Source organism: Crenobacter caeni (assembly GCF_010435965.1).
GTDB lineage: Bacteria > Pseudomonadota > Gammaproteobacteria > Burkholderiales > Chromobacteriaceae > Craterilacuibacter > Craterilacuibacter caeni.
The window spans coordinates 365,001-384,862 of sequence record NZ_JAAGAA010000001.1 but is presented as its reverse complement, the minus strand read 5'-3'; the positions used below and the strand labels follow the sequence as shown (position 1 = coordinate 384,862).

Here is a 19,862-nt window from a genome sequence, read left to right as displayed (position 1 = left end):
AAAGAAGGGAGGCCGAGGCCGCCCTTCTTGCGTTCTGCACTCAATACACGACCAGATGCAGCCGGCTGCCACCGGGCACACGCACGCGCGTGTTCTCTGCAATTCCCGGCTGGACATTGACCGCGTAGCGCGGAGCACTGGCAGCCGGCAGGGTCGTCGTAAAACTCCCCACCTTGAAGTTGAAATAGGCGCCAGGGCTGACTGCGCCCAAGTCAATGGTGGCCGTGCCGAGCGGCCACTTCCTGGCAGGGAAGCCCAAATTGCCCGCGGCCTTTTCCATACGGGTCGAGATGCCCCAGCGGCGGACGACTTCGTGGTACTTCAGTCCGGTACTCGCCGACGCCAACCCCTTTTCGATGGCGGCAATTCCGTTCTCCGGCCCCTGCACCCAATCCTTGAGGATACCGGGTCCGTACTGGTGCAGCATGTACATCGCAAGGCTCAGCGCCTGCGGGTAGTGCGCGCCAGCGGAGCACATGTCGCCGCTGCCACCCCAACTATCCATCAGACAACCCGAATAACCGAGCGATTGCCTGAACTCACCTTCGAAGCCACCGACAACCTCTGTCCTCAGATGCGGGTCTGTCTCGACATCGGGGAACATCTTCCGGCCGGCCAGATAACCCAAGGCCTGTGCGGCAGTCTCGTTCTGGAAGGTGTCGCCTGCCCCCACCGGAGCACCGTGCCGCACCTGCTTCTGGTAGAACTGGATCATGTGCTGGAACTCGTGCGCGAGCGTCGTCATGCCCAGCGCCGGGTACGTGCCCTCGGGCCGCCAGGCCCCGTACTCGGTTTCGCCAATCGTGTAGCGATCCAGCTTGGCAAACGTCGCCGCGTCCATATAGAACACCAGGGCCTCGTTGCTGTAGGGCTTCACACCCTTGCGGAAGCTGTTGACAGACCAGTAGTAGCCGATCGTGCCCAGCGGTTGGCCATCGGGGGTGATATCGAGCAGCACGATATGGATATCTTTGGTTGACCTATCCAGCAACCAAGACTGCAGCGCGGCAGGCACTTCGTTTCCCCACGGCGTACCGATCAGTTCGGTCGCCAGCAGGTAGACCTTAGATGCGAACATGTCGGCCATCGCCTGAGCCTGACATATGCTTACCTTCATGTCGGCCTTGGCAAGGTCATCGCCCGTCAGTGGCGCACCGCAAGAGGAAAGGTTCGTCAGGGCAGTGTTCTGTCCCCACACAACGACCTTCCCGCCGCCACTGTTCGGCAAATCACGCTCGGCAAGCTTTGCAGTTGGGACAGTGGTGATGTTGTCGTTGACGATCGATGTCCAGTTTCCACTCGGCTGGACTGGCGCAGGCGCAGAAGTCCCGACGTTGTTTTTCAATAGATCCCGCAAGTCAGCAGGCGCTTGCAGGTTTTCCTTCGAAATCTGTACGGGGATACTGTTGTGCTGCCGGGACACCGCGTCGAACAGCCTGCCGCCACTACCGGAATCCGGCAGGTCATTCGGTGTCGTATCGCTCGAATACAGCACGGCGCTGACCGTGTGGATGCCGCCAATCCCACTCACCAGCAAATCTCGGGGTACCGATCCCTGATTTTCGTAGGTGAGCACGGCACTGCCATCTCCAATGGCATTACTCTCGACTCGTACGCCGGGCGCACACTCGTTACCGGCCGCCAGGCTGACGCAACTGCTGACGCGGACTGGCGTTTCACCGAACGAGCTACCTAGGGAGCCTGGAGAGCCACCGCCGCTGCCACCGCCGCCGCACGCGGACAGCAGCAAACAGCCAATCAGGCTAAGCGCCTTTTTTGTCATTGTTTATCCCTTCACTTTGTCCTGCCAACAAGATTGCCTGCGATTATCCTCCCAAACCGCAACACAACCCAATTTGCATAAAGACTTCAAGGGGCTTGTGACAAAAAAAGATACACTGCATCATCGCGGGCTATCTCCAAGGAAGGACTTTCCCATGCACAACCCGAACAGCAAGCAGCGCCTGAAACGCCTGAGCCCGCGCCAGCGCAAGAAGATGAAGGTCGGTGAATTCACCGAACTAGGTTTCTCGCTGCTGGTTACCCTCAAGCCACAACTGGCGGCCGAGGCGCAGGACGCGCTGCTCGACGCCTGGCTCGAGACGGTCGACGCGCAGGGCGTGAGCTTCGGCGGCCACTTCGGCGGCGACGAAGTGCAGCGCTTCGAAGGCATCGTGTTCCCGGTTGGCCGCACCAAGGTCACCGAGGAAATGCGCGCATCGCTCGTCGCGTGGCTGAACGCGCGCGACGAAGTCGACGCGGTCGACGCCGACGAGCTGGCCGACCTGTGGAATATCGAGTGGTAAGTACGCCGCAGGTGTCTGCGTAAAGAAAAGCCGGGGCACCCCCCGGCTTTTTTCACGCCTGAGCCAGCGCGTCGAGTGAGCGCGCGGCTTCGACGATCAGCCGGCGCTGCCGGCACGCAGCACTATCTAGCGCGGCAAGACACTGCCCCGCTTGCGCGGGCGGCAGGGTGGCGCACCAGCAAATCGCCGGCCACAGCAGGGCCGGTAATGTGTCGTGCAGCAAGGCCAGGCGGTCGGCCTGCTGGCGACGCAGCAGGCGCCGGCAGCGCTCAGGCAACGCTTCGGGTGAGCGCAGCTGCCTCGCCGTAAAGAAGATACAGAAACGCAGCCAGGCGTGCTGGCTGCGCAAGACGGCGGACGCGCGGGCGTCCGCGAGAGAGGGAAAGCCGGCCATGACAGCCTCCATTGTGCAATGCACAATGGAGAATAGCCTGCCACGGCGCCTGCTTCAAATCAGACCTTGACCCAGCGCGGGCGGGTCAGCGCTTCCGGCTGCAGCACCGCGTCGAGCTGCTCGCGGCTCATCAGCCCGCGCTCAAGCACGATGTCGGCGACGCTGCCACCGCGCCTGAACGCTTCGCCGGCCACTTCGGTCGCCGCAGCGTAGCCGATGATCGGGAACAGCGCGGTGACGAGACCGATCGAGTGCTCGACCTGGCGCTTGAGGAAGTCGCGGTTGGCGGTGATGCCGGAGACGCAGTGTTCGCCCAGCGTGTCGCAGGCGGCGATCAGGTGGCCGATGCTGCGGAACAGGCTGTACGCGATCACCGGCTCGAAGGCGTTGAGCTGCAACTGGCCGGCTTCGGCGGCCATGGTCACCGTCACATCGTTGCCGATCACCTCGAACGCGACCTGGCTGACCACCTCCGGGATCACCGGGTTGACCTTGCCCGGCATGATCGACGAGCCGGCCTGGCGCGCCGGCAGGTTGATTTCGCCAAACCCCGCGCGCGGGCCGGACGAGAGCAGGCGCAGGTCGTTGCAGGTCTTGGAGAGCTTGACCGCGACGCGCTTGAGCACGCCCGAAACCTGCACGAAGGCGCCGCAGTCCTGCGTCGCCTCGATCAGGTTGGGCGAGGTCATCAGCGGCAGGCCGGAAAGCTGCGACAGGTGCTTGCACACCAGCGGCGCGTAGTCCGGGTGCGAGCAGATGCCGGTGCCGATCGCGGTGGCACCGAGGTTGATCTCCAGCATCAGCCGCGCGGCCTCCTGCAGACGCTCGATATCCTCGCCCAGCATCACCGCGTAGGTGCGGAACTCCTGACCCAGCGTCATCGGCACCGCGTCCTGCAACTGGGTACGCCCCATCTTCAGCACGTCGGCAAACTCGTCGGCCTTGGCGTCGAAATGCACCTTGAGGCGGCCCATCGCCTCGATCAGCCGGGCGATGCCCATATGCGTGGCCAGCCTGAGCGAGGTCGGGTAGACGTCGTTGGTGCTCTGGCACAGGTTCACGTGCTCGTTCGGGTGCAGGTGCGCGTACTCGCCCTTGGCGTGCCCCATCAGCTCGAGCGCGCGGTTGGCGATCACCTCGTTGGCGTTCATGTTGGTCGACGTACCGGCGCCACCCTGGATCGCGTCAACCACAAACGCCTCGTGCAAGGCGCCTGCGCGGATCTCGCCGCACGCGGCCGCGATCGCCTCGGCCTTGCGGCTGTCGAGCAAGCCCAGCTCGCAGTTCGCCTGTGCGGCGGCCTGCTTGATCAGCGCAAGCGAAAGCACCAGTTCGCGGTAATGCGAGATCGGCACGCCGGTGATCGGGAAGTTCTCCACCGCACGCAGGGTGTGGATCCCCCAGTAGGCGTCGGCCGGGATCTCGCGGTCGCCGATCAGGTCGTGTTCGAGGCGTGTTTGCATGTTCTGGGCTTTCAAAGCGTTGCGCCACTGGGGGCGAAGAAGGCTGAAACTCTAGACGAGCCCATCGCCTGCCGGCCAATTCCGAATGCGGATGGGGTCATGCAAAAAATGCATGGCACGAAAGCAACAACCGGCACAGTCCCCGACAGTGGTTTTTGCCGATGCACAAATATTCATATAGCATTGCGCAACCATCTCCAAGGCCAACGCACATGAAAAAACTGACTTCCGCCCTGCTCCTGACCGTTCTCGCCGCCGGCGCCCACGCCGCGCAGCCGGATGACGAATATATCGGCATCGCCGGTGCCATCGCCCGTCACAAGACCGATTTCGGCGTGCTCGGTGGTAACGGCAGCAATCAGGAAAACACCCGTGCGGGCATCGCGATCAACGCCGGCTACTACCTGATGCCGCAACTGTCGCTGGAACTCGCCTACGCGGACCTGGGCGACAGCAAGCGCAACTACGGCACGAACAAGCTGAAGACCAACTTCCGCTCGGTGTCGTTCAGCGCGCTGGGCCACCTGCCGGTCAACGACGCGTTCGGCGTGTACGGCCGTCTGGGCGCGTCCCAAGCCCGCGCCCGCGCAACGGTCAACGGAGAGAGCGCAACCCAGCACGACTACCGCCCGGTCTTCGGCTTCGGCGTCGAGAGCACGCTCAGCAGCGACTGGCGCGTCTTCGCCGAACTCACCCACTACGGCAAGGTCGACTTCGAAGACGCATACGGGAATAAGGAAGCCAGCGTAGAAGTCATGGCGCTGCAGGCTGGCGTCAGCTACCACTTCTAAGCATTGTTCTGTGCTCACACCGCCGGGTAACGCCCGGACAGGCTGTGCCACAGCGCGTCGAGCGCCGGTTTTCGCCGGCGCACGTCGCGGTACAGCCTCACCTGCATCGCCACCTGCCAGCCTGGCTCACCCGCCACCGCCAGTTCGCCGCGCGCAAGCTCCCCGGCCACCGCGCTGTCGGGCAGGAAGGCGAGGCCGTGCCCCTGCAGCACCATATGCTTGAGCCCCTCGGCCATGTCGGTCTCGTAACGCAGCCTGAGCGCGCACGGCGCGCCGACCGCTTCGAGCAGCAGCTCGCTCATCCGGTGGAAATACGCGTTGGGCGCGTAGCCGAGAAAGGGGATCGCCGCCTGCGCGTCGCCCGGCAGCCGGAACATCGGCGCGCCGTCTTCCTCGGCCCGCGCGTAAGGGCGCAGGTATTCGGTGCCCAGTTGCAGGCCGCGGTAGCGCGCGTCGGTCAGCTCGACCGGCTGGCGCGGATGGTGGTAGCACATCAGGAGGTCGCTTCCGCCTTCGACGAAGGCGAGCAAGGCGTCGTGCACATTGCTCGCCGACAGCCGGCAAGGCAGCTCGCCGAACGCGTCCTCGACCCCGGACAGCCAGCGCGGAAAGAACGAGAACGACAGGGTATGCGGCACCGCAAACTCGAGCATGTCGTCGTGCGCGGCGCGCAAACTCGCCAGCCGGCCGCGCGCGCTGCCCAGTTTGCCGAGCACCGCGAGCGCCTCCTCGCGCAGCGCTTCGCCCGCCGCGGTCAGCCGGGTCGGGTAGGTGGTGCGGTCGATCAGCTCGCAGCCGGCCCAGCCCTCCAGCGACTTGATGCGCCGCGAAAAAGCCGGCTGCGTCAGGTGGCGCAACTCGGCCGAACGCGTGAAACTGCCGGTCTCGGCGAGTACCAGAAAGTCTTCCAGCCAGCGCGTTTCCATTTGTCCCTTCCCGTCGTGGCCGGCCAGCACAGGCTCGCCGCACCGCAATATGCTTTATGAGTTCATGATGGTATATTGTCAGGCAAACATTCCCAGCCCAGGTTGACCGGGAGCCAGACGGACTTGAGCATACCCACACTGACCGATTTCCTCAGCCGCACGCTGGCGGGCCTGTTGCCCGACGAACTGGAGCGCAGCGACAGCCGCCAACTGGTCAGCCCGATTGGCCACCTGCCGCTGCTGACCAGCCGCCGCGCAACCATGATCGTCAACCGGGTCCGCCTGTTCGCCCTGCTGTTCGCGCTGCTCACGCCCCTGTGGATCGTCGTCGACGTCGCGACGCTGCCTTTTCCGCTGTGGGCGCAACTGGCGGCGCTCAGGCTCACGGCGACGGCCGCCTTCGCCGCCCTGTTCAGCCGGGCACGCGGCAAGAGCAGCCTGCTGCACGCCTACCGCTCGATGGCGACGTTGTTCGCCATCCCCACGCTGTTCTACGTGATCTCGCACCTGCTGATGGCCCAACACCAGCTCGACGGCCTGTCCGCCGCGCTCGGCACCGGTTACGCCTTCCTGCCCTTCGTGCTGCTGGCCGGCTTCGCGGTGTTCCCGCTGACCCTGCTGGAAACTGCCGCGTTCGCCGCGCCGGTACTGCTCGCTTACGGGCTGGCCGGCCTCTCCGAGTTGGGGGGCAGCGACTGGCCGTCGTTCACCGCCGAGTTCTGGCTGCTGATCCTGATCACCGGCGTCGCCGCGCTGGCCAGCCTGTGCCAGCTGGTGCTGATGAGCGCGCTGGTCGGCCAGGCGCTGCGCGACCCGCTGACCGGCTGCTACTCGCGCCGCAGCGGCGAGGAGATGCTGGCAATCCAGTTCGACCAGTCGTTACGCTCGGGCGCCCCGCTGTCGGTCGCCTTCATCGACCTCGACCACTTCAAGCGGGTCAACGACGAGCACGGCCACGACGCCGGCGACGTCCTGCTGAAAAACCTCTCCAAGAGCGTGAACAGCCAGTTGCGCGGCGGCGACATCCTCGCGCGCTGGGGCGGCGAGGAATTCGTGCTGATCCTGCCGTCGACCGACTGCGAGCAGACCATGCAGGTGCTCGCCCGCCTGTACGGCACCGGGCTTGGCGAGCGCCCGAGCGGCAAGCCGGTGACCGCCAGCATCGGCGTGGCCGAACGCACCTGCGACCACGCTCCCGACTGGCGCGCGCTGGTCCAGCTCGCCGACGAACGCATGTACGCGGCCAAGCACGGCGGACGCAACGGCGTGGTCTGCCCGCTCAGGCAGTGCGCCAGCGAACATTGCAACAGTTGCCTGGGCCGCGCGGCCATCACCCGCCAGCAGCCCGCCGTCCGCCTAGAGACGGCCTGATACGGCTGCCACGCGGTCGGTGCACGCACCGGCCGGCGTGAATTCGTGCACCAGCGACGGCATCAGTTCGAACACCGCCGCGCCGTCCTCCGCCTGGCATGCGGCCGCCAGGCGCTCAAGCAGCGGCGACAGTTCGGCCGCAGGCAGATGGTACTCGCGCGCGCGCAGGATGCGCGGATGCTCGGTCGGCTCGGCGCCGTCGCCGATCAGCAATTCTTCGTACAGCTTCTCGCCCGGGCGCAGGCCGGTAATGCGGATCTCGATGTCGCCGTGCGGGTGCGCCGCGTCGCGCACCTCGAGGCCGGAGAGGTGCACCATGCGCCGCGCCAGGTCGATGATCCTGACCGGCTCGCCCATATCGAGCACGAACACGTCGCCGCCCTCGCCCATCGCGCCGGCCTGGATCACCAGCTGCGCCGCTTCGGGGATGGTCATGAAGTAGCGGGTGATCGCCTCGTGCGTCAGCGTCAGCGGGCCGCCCGCGGCGATCTGCCGCTTGAAGAGCGGCACCACCGACCCCGAGCTGCCCAGCACGTTGCCGAAACGCACCATCACGAAGCGGGTGCGGCTGCCGCGCGCGTGGCGCGCCTGCAGGCACAGCTCGGCCAGCCGCTTGGAAGCGCCCATCACGTTGGTAGGGCGCACCGCCTTGTCGGTCGAGATCAGCACGAAGGTGTCGACGCCGCACGCCTCGGCCGCAGCCGCGCAGCGGTCGGTGCCGAAGGCATTGTTCCACACGCCGGCGGCCGTGTTGTACTCGACCATCGGCACATGCTTGTACGCGGCGGCGTGGTACACCGTATTGACGCCGAAGGCGCGCATCACCGACTTGAGGCGCGCCTCGTCGGTGACCGAGCCCAGGATGGGGTCGCGCGGCACGGCGCTCGCGCGTGCGGCGAGGTCCTGGTCGATCGCGTAGAGCGCGAACTCGGACGCCTCGAACAGCACAAGCCTGGCCGGGCCGTGGCGGACGATCTGCCGGCACAATTCGGAACCGATCGAGCCGCCGGCGCCGGTGACCATCACCACCTTGCCGCGGATGTTCGCCGCGAGCAGGTCCTCGCGCGGCGGCACCGGTTCGCGCCCGAGCAGGTCCTCGATCGACACCTCGCGCAGCGCCTCGACGCGCACCTCGCCCGACACCAGCTCGGCCATCCCCGGCAACTGCTTGATCGGCACCCGCAGCTTCTCCAGCGACACCAGGATCTCGCGCTGGCGCGCGCGGCCGACCGACGGCATCGCAAGCAGTATCGACTTGACGCCCAGCTCGTCCACCAGCACCGGCAGCTCGGCCGGCGCGTGCACGGCCAGGCCCCGGTAGGTACGCCGCCACAGCTGCGGGTTGTCGTCGACGAAGGCCATCGGCCGGTACTCGCGCCCGGCCTGCAGGGCGAGCATCAGCTGCACGCCGGCGTGGCCCGCGCCGTAAATCAGCACATGCTCGCGCGGCGCGTCGACCGCGTCGATCCGCCTGACCAGCCCCCTGAGCAGGAAGCGGCTGGCGCCGATATACGCCATCGCGAACACCCAGAAGATGATCACCGACGAGCGCGGGAACGGGCCCACCCGCGCCATCACGATCACCGCCATCAGCACCAGTACCGCCAGGCTCACCCCGGCCAGCACCGTGTACACGATACGGTCGTCGACGTACTTGAGCACCGCGCGATAGAGGCCCAACTTGATGAAGATCGGGATCACCCACAAGGGCGGCACCAGGAACAGCCACCAGAACGGGTCGAGCTTGGGGTCCCAGTTGCCGCCCAGACGCAACAGCACGGCGGACACCAGCGCCAGCGGCAGCAACAGCGCGTCCAGCAACATCAAAAGCGCCATCTTGTGGTGGCGCGAGAAGGAGAGCAGGCGTTCGAACGACATGGTTTTGGTCAACGCTCGACAATCTTGTGAAGGGTGGCGACGATGATGCGCAAGTCGCCCAGCAGCGAGTAGCTTTGCGCGTAGCGCACGTAGTGTTCGAGTTTTTGCGGCAGCACCTCGTCGAGATACGCGCGCTCGGGGTCGGCGGCAGCGCCGAGGATCTGGTTCTCGTCGATCATGCTGATCGACGCCCAGTCGGTGATCCCCGGGCGCACCGACAGCACCAGCGCCTTCACCTCATCCGGGTAATGCGCGACGTACTTGGGCACCTCGGGGCGCGGGCCGACCACGCTCATGTCCCCCATGAGCACGTCGATCAGCTGCGGCAGCTCGTCGAGCTTGCTCTTACGCAGGAAATGCCCGGCGCCGGTCACCCGCGCATCAAGTCCCACCGTCAGCTGGCCGTGCCGCTCGCTGTTTTCCTGCATGGTGCGGAACTTGTGGATGCGGAACAGCACGCCGCCCCGCCCCACCCGCACCTGGCGGAAGAACACCGGCCCCGGCGAGTCGAGCTTCACCCATAGCGCGATCAGCAGCAAAAAGGGCGACAGCAGCACGAGCCCGGCGGCGGACGCCACGATGTCGAACAGCCGCTTCACCAGCGGCGAGCCGTGGCCGCTGCCGGCGCAGCAAGGCAGGGCGGAAGGCCCGCCGCTCATGCGCCGAGCACCCCGCGCACCGCCGCGATCACCCGTGCCTGGTCGTCGGCGCTCATCTTGGTGTACAGCGGCAGCGTCACCTCGGCCTCGAACGCCGCCTGCGCCGCCGGGTAGTCGGCCGGCGTCAGGTGGTAGCCGTCGCGCCATACCGGGTGCAGGTGCAGCGGAATGAAGTGCACCGAGCAGCCTATGCCCCGCTCGGCCATCTTCGCGATGAAGTCGTCACGCTTGACGCCGGCCTCGGGCTTGAGGCGCACCGGGTACAGGTGCCAGGCGTGGCTGCTCGCCGCGTGCGCCGGACGCGCGGGCAGGATCAGCGGCAGGTCGCTAAGCTCTGCATCGAAGCGCGTCGCCATCTCCTCGCGCTGGGCGTGGAAGCGGCGGATCTTGCGCAACTGGTGCAGGCCGATGGCGGCGGCGATATCGGGCATGTTGTACTTGAAGCCGGGCGCGACCACCTCGTAGAACCACGCCGGCGTCGTCGAGCGGTAGCGGTCGAAGGCGTCGCGGCTGATGCCGTGCAAACGCATCACCTTGCAGCGCGCGATCAGCTCCTTGTCCTTGGACACCACCATGCCGCCCTCGCCGGTGGTCATCGTCTTGTTCGCGTAGAAGCTGAACACCGTCGCATCCGAGTCCAGCGCGCCGACGAGCTTGCCCCGGTACAGCGTGGGCAGCGCGTGCGCGGCGTCCTCGACCACCTTCAGCCCGTGCTCGCGCGCCACCACAATGATCGCGTCTAGCTCGCAGGCGAGGCCGGCGAAATGCACCGGCATCACCGCCTTTGTTTTCGGCGTGATCGCCGCGCGCAGGCCCTCGGCCGTCATGTTCAGCGTCACCGGGTCGACGTCGACGAACACCGGGTCGGCGCCCAGGTAGCGCACCACCTCGGCGGTGGCGGTAAAGGTGTAGGTCGGCACCACCACCTCGTCGCCCGGGCCGATGCCCAGCGCCTCGAGCGCCAGGTGCAGGCCTGCGGTGGCCGAGTTGACCGCGATCGCCTCGACGCCGTCGCCGATGAATTCGGCAAACTCGGCCTCGAACTGGCGGGTCTTGGGGCCGGTGGTCACCCAGCCAGAACGCAAGGCGTCGACCACTTCGGCAATCTCTTCCTCCCCGATATCGGGCAGGGCAAACGGCAGGAATTTTTGTTCGCTCATCTCGAACCTCCTTCACATTCGATCAGCGGCACGTCAACCGGCTGACGCATCGCAATTACAGCGCAAGCTTGCGCACAACCCGCTCGGGTTGGGCAAGCAGCGAGAAATGGTCGCACTCGCTCAAAACGGTGCACGTATCACCACGCGAGGCGGCGAGTTCTTGCATGTCGGCAAGAGCAAAACAATCCGCCGCCGCATACATGCGCACGGGAACCTTGACCTGAGCCAGCAACTCGCCCAGATCGGGCCACGTCCCTTCCGCAAGGCGCAGCGCCCGCAACGCCTCCCGGTTACAGCCTTGCAGCCGACTCGCCATCCCCGGCGGCACCGGCATCAGGCGCTGCCACAACGCACACCATGGCTGACCACCAGCGCGCAATGTTTCCAATACCAGATCTTTGTCGACGTCCACGCGGCTGTGGCGCTCAAACCCACCCAGCACCAGACCTCCCACCCGCTCTGGGTGCCAGGCCGCCAGGCCCAGTGCGAACTTGGCGCCCAGCGAATACCCCCAAAGCAGCGCGTCATTGACGGACAAACGCGCCAGCAGCGCATCGATATCGGCCACGATGTCTGCCAGCGCGTACGCGTCCGCAGCAAGCGGTGCCGGACTGGCTCCGTGTCCGCGCGCCGACACGCAGATCATCTGATAGCGACCAATCAACGGTGCCAGATAGCCAAGTTCGTACGCATCTTCATGCACCATTCCGAAACCAAGCAACAGCACCAGCGGCCTGCCGCTACCGTAAACCGCATAATCCAGAGCCAGCGAGGAACCGCTCATCGGCAAGTTACCTGTAGGAACCGCCGCGCCAGCACCTTGTAATCGTGGTTGGCCAGCACGTACTGGCGGCCAGCCGCGCCCAGGCGGCCGCGCTCGTTTGGCGTCTTCGCCATCATCGCGCGCACGCCTTGCGCGATCGCTACCGGGTCTTCCGCGGCCACGCTGACGCCGCAGCCGGCGGCAGCGACGATGTCGTTGCCGGCGTCGACCGAGTGGATCACCGGCTTGCCGGCCATCATGTAGTCGAACAGCTTGTTCGGGTTGATGCCGAAGCGGTAGATCGGCAGTTTGCGCCAGCCGATGTACAGCGCGTCAGTCGCGGCAAGAAAGGCCGGCACCGCGCGCTTGGGGATGGCCGGCAGGAAATGTACGTTGCAAAGAGCAAGCTTGCGCGCCTGATCTTCCAGCGCCGCCTTGTCCGGCCCATCGCCGACCAGCACGAAGGCGGCGCGGCTGTCCGTCAGGCCCACCGCCGCTTCCAGCAGGAAGTCGAGCGCGTTGGCGAGGCCGTGCCCGCCGGCGTAGCCGACGATGAAACGCCCGTCGGCGCGCAAGCGCGCGAGCAATTCACGGTGCGCGTCGGGCAGCGGCAACGGCTCGCCCTGCCACTCGGCCACGTCCACCCCGTTCGGCACCACCGCGTATTTGGCCGGGTCCATGCCGTGCGAGAGCATATAGTCCTGCGCGCACGGCAGCATCGACACCACGGTGTCGGCCTTCCGGTAGCCGAAGTCCTCAGCCCACTGCAAAAGGCGGATGAACGGGTGCTTGGGGCTCATGCCGCCCACTTCGACCGGCGTCAGCGGCCACAAGTCGTGCACCTCGTAGGCGAGGCGCGCGCCGGTCTTGCCGGCGATGAAGGCCGCCGGCACGGTGTCGAGCGGGTAGGTGCTCGACGCAATCACCAGGTCCGGCTTCCAGTCGCGCAGGAAACGCCCGGACAGCCCCATCAGCCGGCGCAGGAAAGCGAAGATGTTGACCACCCGTTTCGCGCCGTTGCCCTCGTAGCGAGGCGTGCGGCACCAGGTGTAGCGGATGCCGTCGATCTCCTGGTCGGCGTAGGCCTTGGAGAGTTCGGGGTTGTGCTGGCGCAGGTGCGAGAAGTCGGCGGCGACGATGTTCACCTCGTGCCCGGCGCGCACCCATTCGCGCGCGAGGTAGTACGGGCGGAACTCCATGCCGTGCTTGGGCGAACCCGCGTAGTGGTTGATATACAGGATCTTCATCGTGTTCTGTCGTGCGGGTTGGCCGCCTCAGGCTGCGGCTTCGAGCGTGCGGTAGAGCGCGACCAGCTTGTCCGCCTCGGCCGCCCAGCTGTATTTGGCGAGCACCGCACGCCGGCCGGACTCGCCCATTTCGCGCGCGCGCGCCTCGTCGGCGAACAGCGTGTTGATCGCCTCGGCGACCGCGCCCGCATTCTCCGGATCGACCAAGAGGCCGCAGCCGGCGTCCTCGACGATGGCGCGCCACAGCGGGAAGTCGCTGGCGACAACCGGCAGGCCGGCCGCCATGTACTCGAACAGCTTGATCGGCAGCGCGTCGACGTAGTTCGGCGTCGGGAACAGCGTCACCAGGCCCGCCTTGCTGCGCGCGAGCACCTCGGCGACGCCGTCGCGGCCGAGCACGCCCAGCTCGTTGACGCGCGCCCAGCCCTCGCGCCGGGCCAATTCGTCGCGCAGGGCGGGTTCGCTCCACGGACCAGCCAGGTTCAGCCGTACGCAGGTCTCTGGCAGCGCGTCGACCACCGGGCCGATGCCGCGGATGCGGCTGATGCCGCCGAGGTAACACACCTCGTTGCGCCGCGCGTTCCAGTCGGTTTCCTGCAGGAATTCGTCGAGGATGGGGTAGTTGCACACGTCGACACAATGCAGCGCGCGCGGCGCGAAGCGCTCGCGGATATGCGGGGTCGCGGCGACCACCGCGTCGAAGCGGCCAACCGCCCAGTCTTCAACCCGCTCGAAGCCGCCGGACACCCAGGGGCGCGCGGCACCGGGAATCCAGTGTTTGGCGAGGATCTGCCGCGGCACGTCCTCGTGCACGTCGTAGACCACCTTGATGCCGGCCTGCTTCAGGCGCAGCGCAGCCGGGATCAGCTCGGGGTCGTGGAAGTGGACGACGTCGGGCGCGAGCGCACGCGCCGCCTCGTACACGCGGCGGGCGGTACCGGTCATCCGCGAGAAGCGCCCGCCCGTCTTGGCGCCGGCGTCGTGGATGCGCACGCCGCCACGGATCTCCTCGCCCAGCCCGTCGGCGACAATTAAGCTCACGTCGAAGCCGGCGGCGGCCAGGCTCTGGCACTCCTTGACGAAGATGCGGATATCGTGGCGCGGGTGCGCGCTGGTCAGGTGGACAACTTTCATGCTTTTTCTGCGGCGCGGGCGGCGCCGGTCACTTCCGTATAGAGCGCGGCGAATTTCGCCATGTTTTCGTGGTGGAGCGCCTTGGCCTCGACCAGGCGGCGGTTGAGCATGGCGGCGTCCGTGAGACGCGCGTCGTCGCCGGCGGTGTCGAGCGCACCCTTCAGCGCGTCGCCCAGCCGGCCGATGTCCTCGGCGATCACCCCGCCCATGCCGTCGATCACCCATTCGAGGTTGGCCGGCAGGTTGGAGAGCAGCGGCAGGCAACCGTGCCCCATCGCCTCCAGCAAGCTGATGCTGGTCGCGTCCGACTCGGGCACGCTGACGAACACCCGGCTTTGCGCGTACAGCTCGGCGAGGCGGGCAGCCGGCACGAAGCCGGTGAACGCCACCCGCGCAAGATTCAACTCTGCGGCGAGCGCCTTCAAGGCATCGGTCTCCTCACCGCTGGCGGCGACGGTCAGGTTCCAGCGCGCGTAGCGCGGGTCGGCCTCGACCTCGGCCCACGCCCTGAGGATCGCGTCGACGCGGTACAGCTTCTTGTGCAGCCGGCACGACAGCACCTGGTAGGGCTTGGCGGCGACGTCGACCGCTTCCGGCAGCGCGTCGATGCCGTAGTTGAGCACCGCGATGCGCGCCTTGTCTCCGGTGAATTCGCGGATCTTCGCCGCCATATGCAGCGAATCCGAGGTGATCAGGTCGGCGGCGGCGAGGTTGGCCTTCACCATCTGCCCCATCAGCGGGTTCTGCTGCGGCAATCTGAGCACGTCCGACCCCCAGGCGGTGAGCACGATGGGGACGCCAAGGCCGCGCGCGGCGCGCGTCGCGTGCCAGGCGACACTGTTGGCCTGGTGGATATGCACGACGTCGGGGCGGATGGACTTCATCCAGCCGCGCAGTTTGCCGACCGCCGAGAACGACGAGAAGCGGAAGTCGACGCGCAACACGCCGGCCAGGTTGGCCGGGCGGCGCGCCGGCGGCACGTCGTCGCTGGTCGCCAGCCACACTTCGCGCACATGGGGCGCGATGCCTGCGAGGTAGCGCCAGGTATGTACCGACGCCGAGCCGACCACCAAGAGTCTGTCAATCATGGGCCCACGCCTCGTACAGGGGTTTGAGTTCGGGATGCGCGGCGAGGAATTTCTCGTCGCGGCTGCGGGTATCGCCGACCACGCGCGCCGGGTTGCCGGCGAGCACCGCGAAGTCGGGGTAGTCGCCCGCCTCGACCAGCGAATACGCGGACACCAGACAGCCCTTGCCCAGGCGCACGCCCGGCATCAGCACCGCGTGCGGGCCAACAAAGCAGTACTTGCCAAGCACGGTCGGCTTTTTCAGGTAGCCCGCGTGCTCGCGGTGGTCGAGGTAGGCCGCGCCGTAGAGGCGTAGCGCGTCGTGGCTGGAGTGCGTGAGCAGCGACACGTAGTTGGTGATCTGGCAGCCCTCGCCGATGGCGAGGCCACCGGAGGCGTCGATCAGGTTGAAGTGGCCGATGAACACGTTGTCGTCGACCATCAGCTGGTGCGGGTGCTCGATCCGCGTCATGTTGGAGACGCGCACGCGGGGCAGGCGTACGCCGTCGTAGCGGGTGAAGCCGACCACCATGCGCGGGCCGATCAGCCCGGAGAGCCGGTATAACAGGGCGCGCCACAGCCTCATCGCCGCACCGCCTTCCACAACCAGACAAAATAAGCAGAAAAATAGACAGTCATCACTGCCGAGACTAACGCAAAAGCGTCGCCGACGTCGCCGAATCGCTCAAAACCGATCGACAGCGCCGCGAGGAACAGCGAGATGCCGGCGACGGTGAACGCGAACGCGGTGCGCTGGCGGCCGATCACCAAGGGCACCATCCCCAACGGCGAGGCGACGAAATGGAACAGGATGTAGGGGGCGAGCATGCGCGCGTATTCGCCCGCCTGCCGCCAGGTCTCGCCGAACACCCACGCAAACAGCGCGTCTCCCCACAGCACGATCACCACGAAGGGCGGCAGCGCGAGCGCGAACAGGATGGCCATCAGGCGCGCGAGCAAGGGGCGCAAGGGCTCATGCGCGGCGTGCGCGGCGGCTAGGTCGCGGTACGCCACCTGCGCGACCGCCTGCCCGACCAAGGCCGCCGGCAGCTTGAGCACCCGCATCAACAGGCCGTAGAGGCCGACGGTCGCCGAGCCGGACGCTGCGGTCAGCAGCGTCACCGTCAGCATGTCCTGCAGCGAGGCGACGAAGGCGTGCGGTGCGTTGATCAGCGGAAACTCGCGGTAGCGGCGCGCTACACCGGCGAGCCCCGCGCGGTCGACGCCGCGCCGCCAGCCGAAGCGCCCGCGCATGTCCTGCCACGCCTGCACCAGCGTCGACGCAGCCTGCCCGGCCACCTGGCCGAGCACGAGACCGGTCGCGCCCATCCCCGCGAAACCCGCCGCCAGTTGCACGCCGACCAGGCTGCCGCCCAGCGCGAGGCGGCCGCCTGCGTTGGCGCGGTAGCGCTGGTGGCGATTGTTCCAGCTGGTGAACGCCTGCATCAGCCCGGCCAGCCACAGGGAGAGCGGCAGCCACGGCAACAGCCGGGCGAGCGACGCCTCGCCCGCCCACGCGGCCAGCGTGTCACCGGCCAGCCACAAGGGCGGAATGGCCACGAGCGACAAGGCGAACGACAGCGCGAGCGACAGCACCATCAGCCGTGCGGCGTCGGCGTCCTCGCGCGGCAGCACGATCGCCATGTCGTAACGCGCGGTCATCAGCACCGCCAGCGAAGACAGCCACGCGGTGTAGATCGCCAGCACGCCGAAGTCGGCCGGCGTATAAAGCCGGGTCAACAAGGGCGCGGCCATCAGCGGCAGCAACTGCGACAGCGCGGCGCCGCCGGCGAGCAGCGTCACGTTGCGGGCGAAACCGCCGGCAAACAGCGCACGCACGCGCCGTATCACGGCACTCACGCCAGCGCCTGCCTCACCGCAGCGACGATCGCGTCCTGGCTCGCCTCATCGAGGAAGGGGTGCATCGGCAGGCTCATCACCCTCGCCGCAGCCGCCTCGGCCACCGGGAAGCTGCCCGCGCCCTGGCCAAGCCCGGCAAACGCTGGCTGCAGATGCAGCGGGATCGGGTAGTGCACCGCGGTCGGCACGCCGGCTTCTTTCAGGGCCGCCTGCACCGCCTCGCGCTTGGCGACTTCGACGGTGTACTGCGCGTAGACGTGGGTATTGCCCTCGCCGACCACCGGCACCCGCGCCACATCCTGCAGCAGGCGGCTGTAACGCGCGCCGATGCGCGCGCGCGCGTCAACCTCATCCGGGAAGCTCGGCAGCTTGGCCAGCAGCACCGCCGCCTGCAGGGTATCGAGGCGGCCGTTGAGGCCGATCACCGGGTGGTGGTAGCGCCTGTCCTGCCCGTGCACGCGGATTTCGCGCATCTTCTTGGCAAGCGCATCGTCGTCGGTGAAGCACGCACCACCGTCCCCGTAGCAGCCCAAGGGCTTGGACGGGAAGAAGCTGGTGCAGCCGATGGTGGACAGGCTGCCCGAGCGGCGGCCGTGCTGGCTTGCGCCGAAGCTCTGCGCGCCGTCCTCGATCACCGCAAGGCCGTGCTTGGCGGCGATCGCGTTGATCGCGGCAAAGTCGGCACATTGGCCGTACAGGCTGACCGGCATGATGGCGCGGGTACGCGGGGTAATCGCCGCCTCGACAAGCATGGGGTCGAGGTTGTAGCTGATAGGGTCGATGTCGACGAACACCGGCTTGGCGCCCAAGAGCGCGATCATCTCGCCGGTGGCGATAAAGGTGAACGGGCTGGTGATCACCTCGTCGCCCGGGCCGATGCCCAGCGCCATCATCGCGATCTGCAGGGCGGTGGTGCCGTCGCTGACGCCGACGGCGTGCCTGACGCCGACGTAGTCGGCGAGCGCCGCCTCGAGCTCGGCCACTTCCGGGCCCATGATGTACTGGCCATGGTCGAGCACCGCGTGGATGCGCGCGTCGATGTCGGCTTTCAGATGCTGGTACTGCGCCTTGAGGTCGATGAACTGGATGGACATGGGTGAACCTTGTTGCCCTGCGGGCGAAAACCGGTATGTAAAACAGAAAACCGGGCGGGAGAAGCCGCTGCGCGGCTCACCCGCCCGATGAAAATGTTCAGACAGGCGTGCAGCTGTTGCCGGTGACCTGGTAGCGGGTGCCACAGGCGGCGCACTCGTGCTCGCCCAGCGTGCTCTCGACGCGCTCGCCGCACTGGCACATCCAGCCGATGCGACGCGCCGGCGTGCCGACCATCAGCGCGTAAGGCGGCACATCCTTGGTGACCACCGCGCCGGCACCGATGAACGCGTACTCGCCGATCACGTGGCCGCACACCACGGTGGCGTTGGCGCCGATGCTCGCACCCTTCTTCACCACCGTGCGGCGGTACTCGTGCTTGCGGCTGACGTGGCTGCGCGGGTTGTTCACGTTGGTGAACACCATCGAAGGCCCGCAGAACACGTCGTCTTCCAGCGTCACCGCGTCGTAGATCGACACGTTGTTCTGCACCTTCACGTTGTCGCCGATCACCACGTCGTTCGCGACGAACACGTTCTGCCCGAACGAGCAGCCGGCGCCTATGCGCGCGCCGGCCGAGACATGGCTCCAATGCCAGACGCGGGTGCCCGCGCCCACTTGCGCCCCCTCGTCGACCAGCGCCGTCGGGTGGATCATCATTTCGCTCATCCCTTGTTCCTCGTGCGTGGGCTCAGTAGTCGAGCGGCAGGCTGACGCGGCGGCCGTCGCGCGCCGACAGGTACATCGCGATCAAGAGCTCGAGCGACTTCAGGCCTTCCCTGCCGTCGGTCTCCGGCTCGGCCTCGCCCTGCATCACGCGGATCACGTTGTCGTAGTAGAGCGGGTGGCCGAAGCCGTACACGCTGGTGGTCGCGTAGCTGGCGTCCTTGATCTCGGCGTCCATCTCGTGCGGCGTCTCGAATTCCCAGTGCAGGATCTCGTTGACGGCGACCCCGCCGACGCGCACTGAACCCTTCTCGCCCAAGATGGTGATCGAGCCTTCCAGGTTCTTCGGGTAGGTCAGCATGGTGACGTTCATGCTGCCCATCGCGCCGGAGCGCCACTTGACGCTGACGGTGCCGGTATCCTCGACCTCGATGTCGCGCGCCAGCGTCGCCATATACGCCTGCACGCTCTCGACCGGGCCGATCAGCCAGTCGAGCAGGTCGACGTAGTGGCTCGCCTGGTTCATGAACGCGCCGCCGTCGAATTCCCAGGTGCCGCGCCAAGCGCCCTGGTCGTAGTAGGACTGCGGCCGCGTCCAGAACACGTTGACGTTGACCATATGGATGCGGCCGAAGCGCTTGGCCTGCATCGCGCGCTTGAGCAATTGCAGGGTCGCGTTGCGGCGGTTCTGCTTGACCACGAACAGGCGGCGGCCGGCCTCGTCGGCCGCGCGCACCATGGCAAGGCCGTCTTCCCAGCGCGTCGCCATCGGCTTCTCGGTCATCACGTGAAAGCCCGCGCGCGACGCGGCGATGCTCTGCGCCGGGTGCAGCCCGGACGGCGTGGTCAGGATCACGACGTCGGCGTCGCTGGTTTCCAGCAGCGCGTCGATGCTGGCGTGGCCACGCGCGCCGGTGCGCGCAACCGCCGCGGCGAGTACCGCCGGGTCGATGTCGCACACGTCGGTCAGCTCGGCGCGGTCGGCGTGCTTTTCCAGCGCGTTAAAGTGGTTGGCGGCGATGCGGCCGCAACCGACGAGCGCGAAGCGGACCTTGCGGCCCTGGATGGTTTCGAATGCGTGCATC

General features: G+C 67.0%; 19 protein-coding genes. 3 read left to right on the top strand and 16 right to left on the bottom strand.

Annotated elements, in window-relative coordinates; translation table 11 throughout:
• Positions 1-40: 40 nt before the first annotated feature.
• Entirely contained in the window at positions 41-1,576 is a 1,536-nt protein-coding gene (locus tag GZH52_RS01945; RefSeq protein ID WP_163314819.1) for a M30 family zinc metallopeptidase, read from the bottom strand.
• A gap of 361 nt (positions 1,577-1,937) precedes the next feature.
• On the opposite strand from GZH52_RS01945, the gene GZH52_RS01940 reads away from it, so the two are divergent.
• Positions 1,938-2,306 (top strand): YggL family protein, encoded by a 369-nt coding sequence (locus GZH52_RS01940; protein WP_163314818.1) that lies wholly within the window; start codon positions 1,938-1,940, stop codon positions 2,304-2,306.
• A 52-nt stretch (positions 2,307-2,358) separates the two neighbouring features.
• Here GZH52_RS01940 and GZH52_RS01935 read toward each other — a convergent pair whose 3' ends face one another.
• Positions 2,359-2,700, bottom strand: a complete 342-nt coding sequence (locus tag GZH52_RS01935; protein ID WP_163314817.1) for a hypothetical protein — start codon at positions 2,698-2,700, stop codon at positions 2,359-2,361.
• Between the two features lie 59 nt (positions 2,701-2,759).
• Positions 2,760-4,163, bottom strand: a complete 1,404-nt coding sequence (gene aspA / locus GZH52_RS01930) for an aspartate ammonia-lyase (RefSeq protein ID WP_163314816.1) — start codon at positions 4,161-4,163, stop codon at positions 2,760-2,762.
• A 212-nt stretch (positions 4,164-4,375) separates the two neighbouring features.
• Between aspA and GZH52_RS01925 the strand changes: the two genes are divergently transcribed.
• Positions 4,376-4,954: a porin family protein gene (locus GZH52_RS01925; RefSeq protein ID WP_163314815.1), complete on the top strand. Its 579-nt coding sequence runs from the start codon at positions 4,376-4,378 to the stop codon at positions 4,952-4,954.
• A 14-nt stretch (positions 4,955-4,968) separates the two neighbouring features.
• Here GZH52_RS01925 and GZH52_RS01920 read toward each other — a convergent pair whose 3' ends face one another.
• The gene (locus GZH52_RS01920) at positions 4,969-5,880 is read right to left on the bottom strand and encodes a LysR substrate-binding domain-containing protein (RefSeq protein WP_163314814.1); all 912 of its coding nucleotides are present in this window, start codon (positions 5,878-5,880) and stop codon (positions 4,969-4,971) included.
• Between the two features lie 123 nt (positions 5,881-6,003).
• Between GZH52_RS01920 and GZH52_RS01915 the strand changes: the two genes are divergently transcribed.
• The gene (locus tag GZH52_RS01915) at positions 6,004-7,251 is read left to right on the top strand and encodes a GGDEF domain-containing protein (RefSeq protein WP_239057969.1); all 1,248 of its coding nucleotides are present in this window, start codon (positions 6,004-6,006) and stop codon (positions 7,249-7,251) included.
• Here the strand turns inward: GZH52_RS01915 and GZH52_RS01910 are convergent.
• From GZH52_RS01910 to GZH52_RS01855, 12 genes are all read right to left on the bottom strand, one after another.
• Positions 7,237-9,129, bottom strand: a complete 1,893-nt coding sequence (locus GZH52_RS01910) for a polysaccharide biosynthesis protein (RefSeq protein WP_163314848.1) — start codon at positions 9,127-9,129, stop codon at positions 7,237-7,239. The genes GZH52_RS01915 and GZH52_RS01910 overlap by 15 nt on opposite strands.
• 8 nt (positions 9,130-9,137) lie before the next feature.
• Complete coding sequence (locus tag GZH52_RS01905; RefSeq protein ID WP_163314813.1) at positions 9,138-9,788, bottom strand: sugar transferase; 651 nt, start codon at positions 9,786-9,788, stop codon at positions 9,138-9,140.
• Positions 9,785-10,948 carry a DegT/DnrJ/EryC1/StrS family aminotransferase gene (locus GZH52_RS01900; protein ID WP_163314812.1) on the bottom strand — a complete coding sequence of 388 codons (1,164 nt, stop codon included), beginning with the start codon at positions 10,946-10,948 and terminating at the stop codon, positions 9,785-9,787. Before GZH52_RS01900 ends, GZH52_RS01905 begins: the two co-directional genes overlap by 4 nt.
• A 55-nt stretch (positions 10,949-11,003) precedes the next feature.
• Positions 11,004-11,732, bottom strand: a complete 729-nt coding sequence (locus GZH52_RS01895) for an alpha/beta fold hydrolase (protein WP_163314811.1) — start codon at positions 11,730-11,732, stop codon at positions 11,004-11,006.
• Positions 11,729-12,958, bottom strand: coding sequence for a glycosyltransferase family 4 protein (locus tag GZH52_RS01890; RefSeq protein ID WP_163314810.1), 1,230 nt, complete (start codon positions 12,956-12,958; stop codon positions 11,729-11,731). Before GZH52_RS01890 ends, GZH52_RS01895 begins: the two co-directional genes overlap by 4 nt.
• A 27-nt stretch (positions 12,959-12,985) precedes the next feature.
• Positions 12,986-14,092 (bottom strand): glycosyltransferase family 4 protein, encoded by a 1,107-nt coding sequence (locus tag GZH52_RS01885; RefSeq protein ID WP_163314809.1) that lies wholly within the window; start codon positions 14,090-14,092, stop codon positions 12,986-12,988.
• Entirely contained in the window at positions 14,089-15,180 is a 1,092-nt protein-coding gene (locus GZH52_RS01880; RefSeq protein WP_163314808.1) for a glycosyltransferase, read from the bottom strand. The genes GZH52_RS01885 and GZH52_RS01880 overlap by 4 nt, the downstream gene beginning before the upstream one ends.
• Positions 15,173-15,745 (bottom strand): acyltransferase, encoded by a 573-nt coding sequence (locus tag GZH52_RS01875; protein WP_163314807.1) that lies wholly within the window; start codon positions 15,743-15,745, stop codon positions 15,173-15,175. The genes GZH52_RS01880 and GZH52_RS01875 overlap by 8 nt, the downstream gene beginning before the upstream one ends.
• Entirely contained in the window at positions 15,742-17,019 is a 1,278-nt protein-coding gene (locus GZH52_RS01870; RefSeq protein ID WP_349290623.1) for a lipopolysaccharide biosynthesis protein, read from the bottom strand. Before GZH52_RS01870 ends, GZH52_RS01875 begins: the two co-directional genes overlap by 4 nt.
• Positions 17,016-18,113, bottom strand: a complete 1,098-nt coding sequence (locus GZH52_RS01865; RefSeq protein ID WP_163314806.1) for a DegT/DnrJ/EryC1/StrS family aminotransferase — start codon at positions 18,111-18,113, stop codon at positions 17,016-17,018. Before GZH52_RS01865 ends, GZH52_RS01870 begins: the two co-directional genes overlap by 4 nt.
• A gap of 97 nt (positions 18,114-18,210) precedes the next feature.
• Positions 18,211-18,780 carry an acyltransferase gene (locus GZH52_RS01860; RefSeq protein ID WP_203525561.1) on the bottom strand — a complete coding sequence of 190 codons (570 nt, stop codon included), beginning with the start codon at positions 18,778-18,780 and terminating at the stop codon, positions 18,211-18,213.
• A gap of 22 nt (positions 18,781-18,802) precedes the next feature.
• Complete coding sequence (locus GZH52_RS01855; RefSeq protein ID WP_163314805.1) at positions 18,803-19,861, bottom strand: Gfo/Idh/MocA family protein; 1,059 nt, start codon at positions 19,859-19,861, stop codon at positions 18,803-18,805.
• Position 19,862: the final 1 nt, after the last annotated feature.

What these genes read in the sequence shown, in the direction of transcription:
- GZH52_RS01940 (WP_163314818.1), top strand. Translation starts at nt 1,938, where the DNA reads ATGCACAACCCGAACAGCAAGCAGCGCCTGAAACGCCTGAGCCCGCGC.
- GZH52_RS01935 (WP_163314817.1), bottom strand. Translation starts at nt 2,700, where the DNA reads ATGGCCGGCTTTCCCTCTCTCGCGGACGCCCGCGCGTCCGCCGTCTTG.
- aspA (WP_163314816.1), bottom strand. Translation starts at nt 4,163, where the DNA reads ATGCAAACACGCCTCGAACACGACCTGATCGGCGACCGCGAGATCCCG.
- GZH52_RS01925 (WP_163314815.1), top strand. Translation starts at nt 4,376, where the DNA reads ATGAAAAAACTGACTTCCGCCCTGCTCCTGACCGTTCTCGCCGCCGGC.
- GZH52_RS01920 (WP_163314814.1), bottom strand. Translation starts at nt 5,880, where the DNA reads ATGGAAACGCGCTGGCTGGAAGACTTTCTGGTACTCGCCGAGACCGGC.
- GZH52_RS01910 (WP_163314848.1), bottom strand. Translation starts at nt 9,129, where the DNA reads ATGTCGTTCGAACGCCTGCTCTCCTTCTCGCGCCACCACAAGATGGCG.
- GZH52_RS01905 (WP_163314813.1), bottom strand. Translation starts at nt 9,788, where the DNA reads ATGAGCGGCGGGCCTTCCGCCCTGCCTTGCTGCGCCGGCAGCGGCCAC.
- GZH52_RS01900 (WP_163314812.1), bottom strand. Translation starts at nt 10,948, where the DNA reads ATGAGCGAACAAAAATTCCTGCCGTTTGCCCTGCCCGATATCGGGGAG.
- GZH52_RS01895 (WP_163314811.1), bottom strand. Translation starts at nt 11,732, where the DNA reads ATGAGCGGTTCCTCGCTGGCTCTGGATTATGCGGTTTACGGTAGCGGC.
- GZH52_RS01890 (WP_163314810.1), bottom strand. Translation starts at nt 12,958, where the DNA reads ATGAAGATCCTGTATATCAACCACTACGCGGGTTCGCCCAAGCACGGC.
- GZH52_RS01885 (WP_163314809.1), bottom strand. Translation starts at nt 14,092, where the DNA reads ATGAAAGTTGTCCACCTGACCAGCGCGCACCCGCGCCACGATATCCGC.
- GZH52_RS01880 (WP_163314808.1), bottom strand. Translation starts at nt 15,180, where the DNA reads ATGATTGACAGACTCTTGGTGGTCGGCTCGGCGTCGGTACATACCTGG.
- GZH52_RS01875 (WP_163314807.1), bottom strand. Translation starts at nt 15,745, where the DNA reads ATGAGGCTGTGGCGCGCCCTGTTATACCGGCTCTCCGGGCTGATCGGC.
- GZH52_RS01865 (WP_163314806.1), bottom strand. Translation starts at nt 18,113, where the DNA reads ATGTCCATCCAGTTCATCGACCTCAAGGCGCAGTACCAGCATCTGAAA.
- GZH52_RS01860 (WP_203525561.1), bottom strand. Translation starts at nt 18,780, where the DNA reads ATGAGCGAAATGATGATCCACCCGACGGCGCTGGTCGACGAGGGGGCG.
- GZH52_RS01855 (WP_163314805.1), bottom strand. Translation starts at nt 19,861, where the DNA reads ATGCACGCATTCGAAACCATCCAGGGCCGCAAGGTCCGCTTCGCGCTC.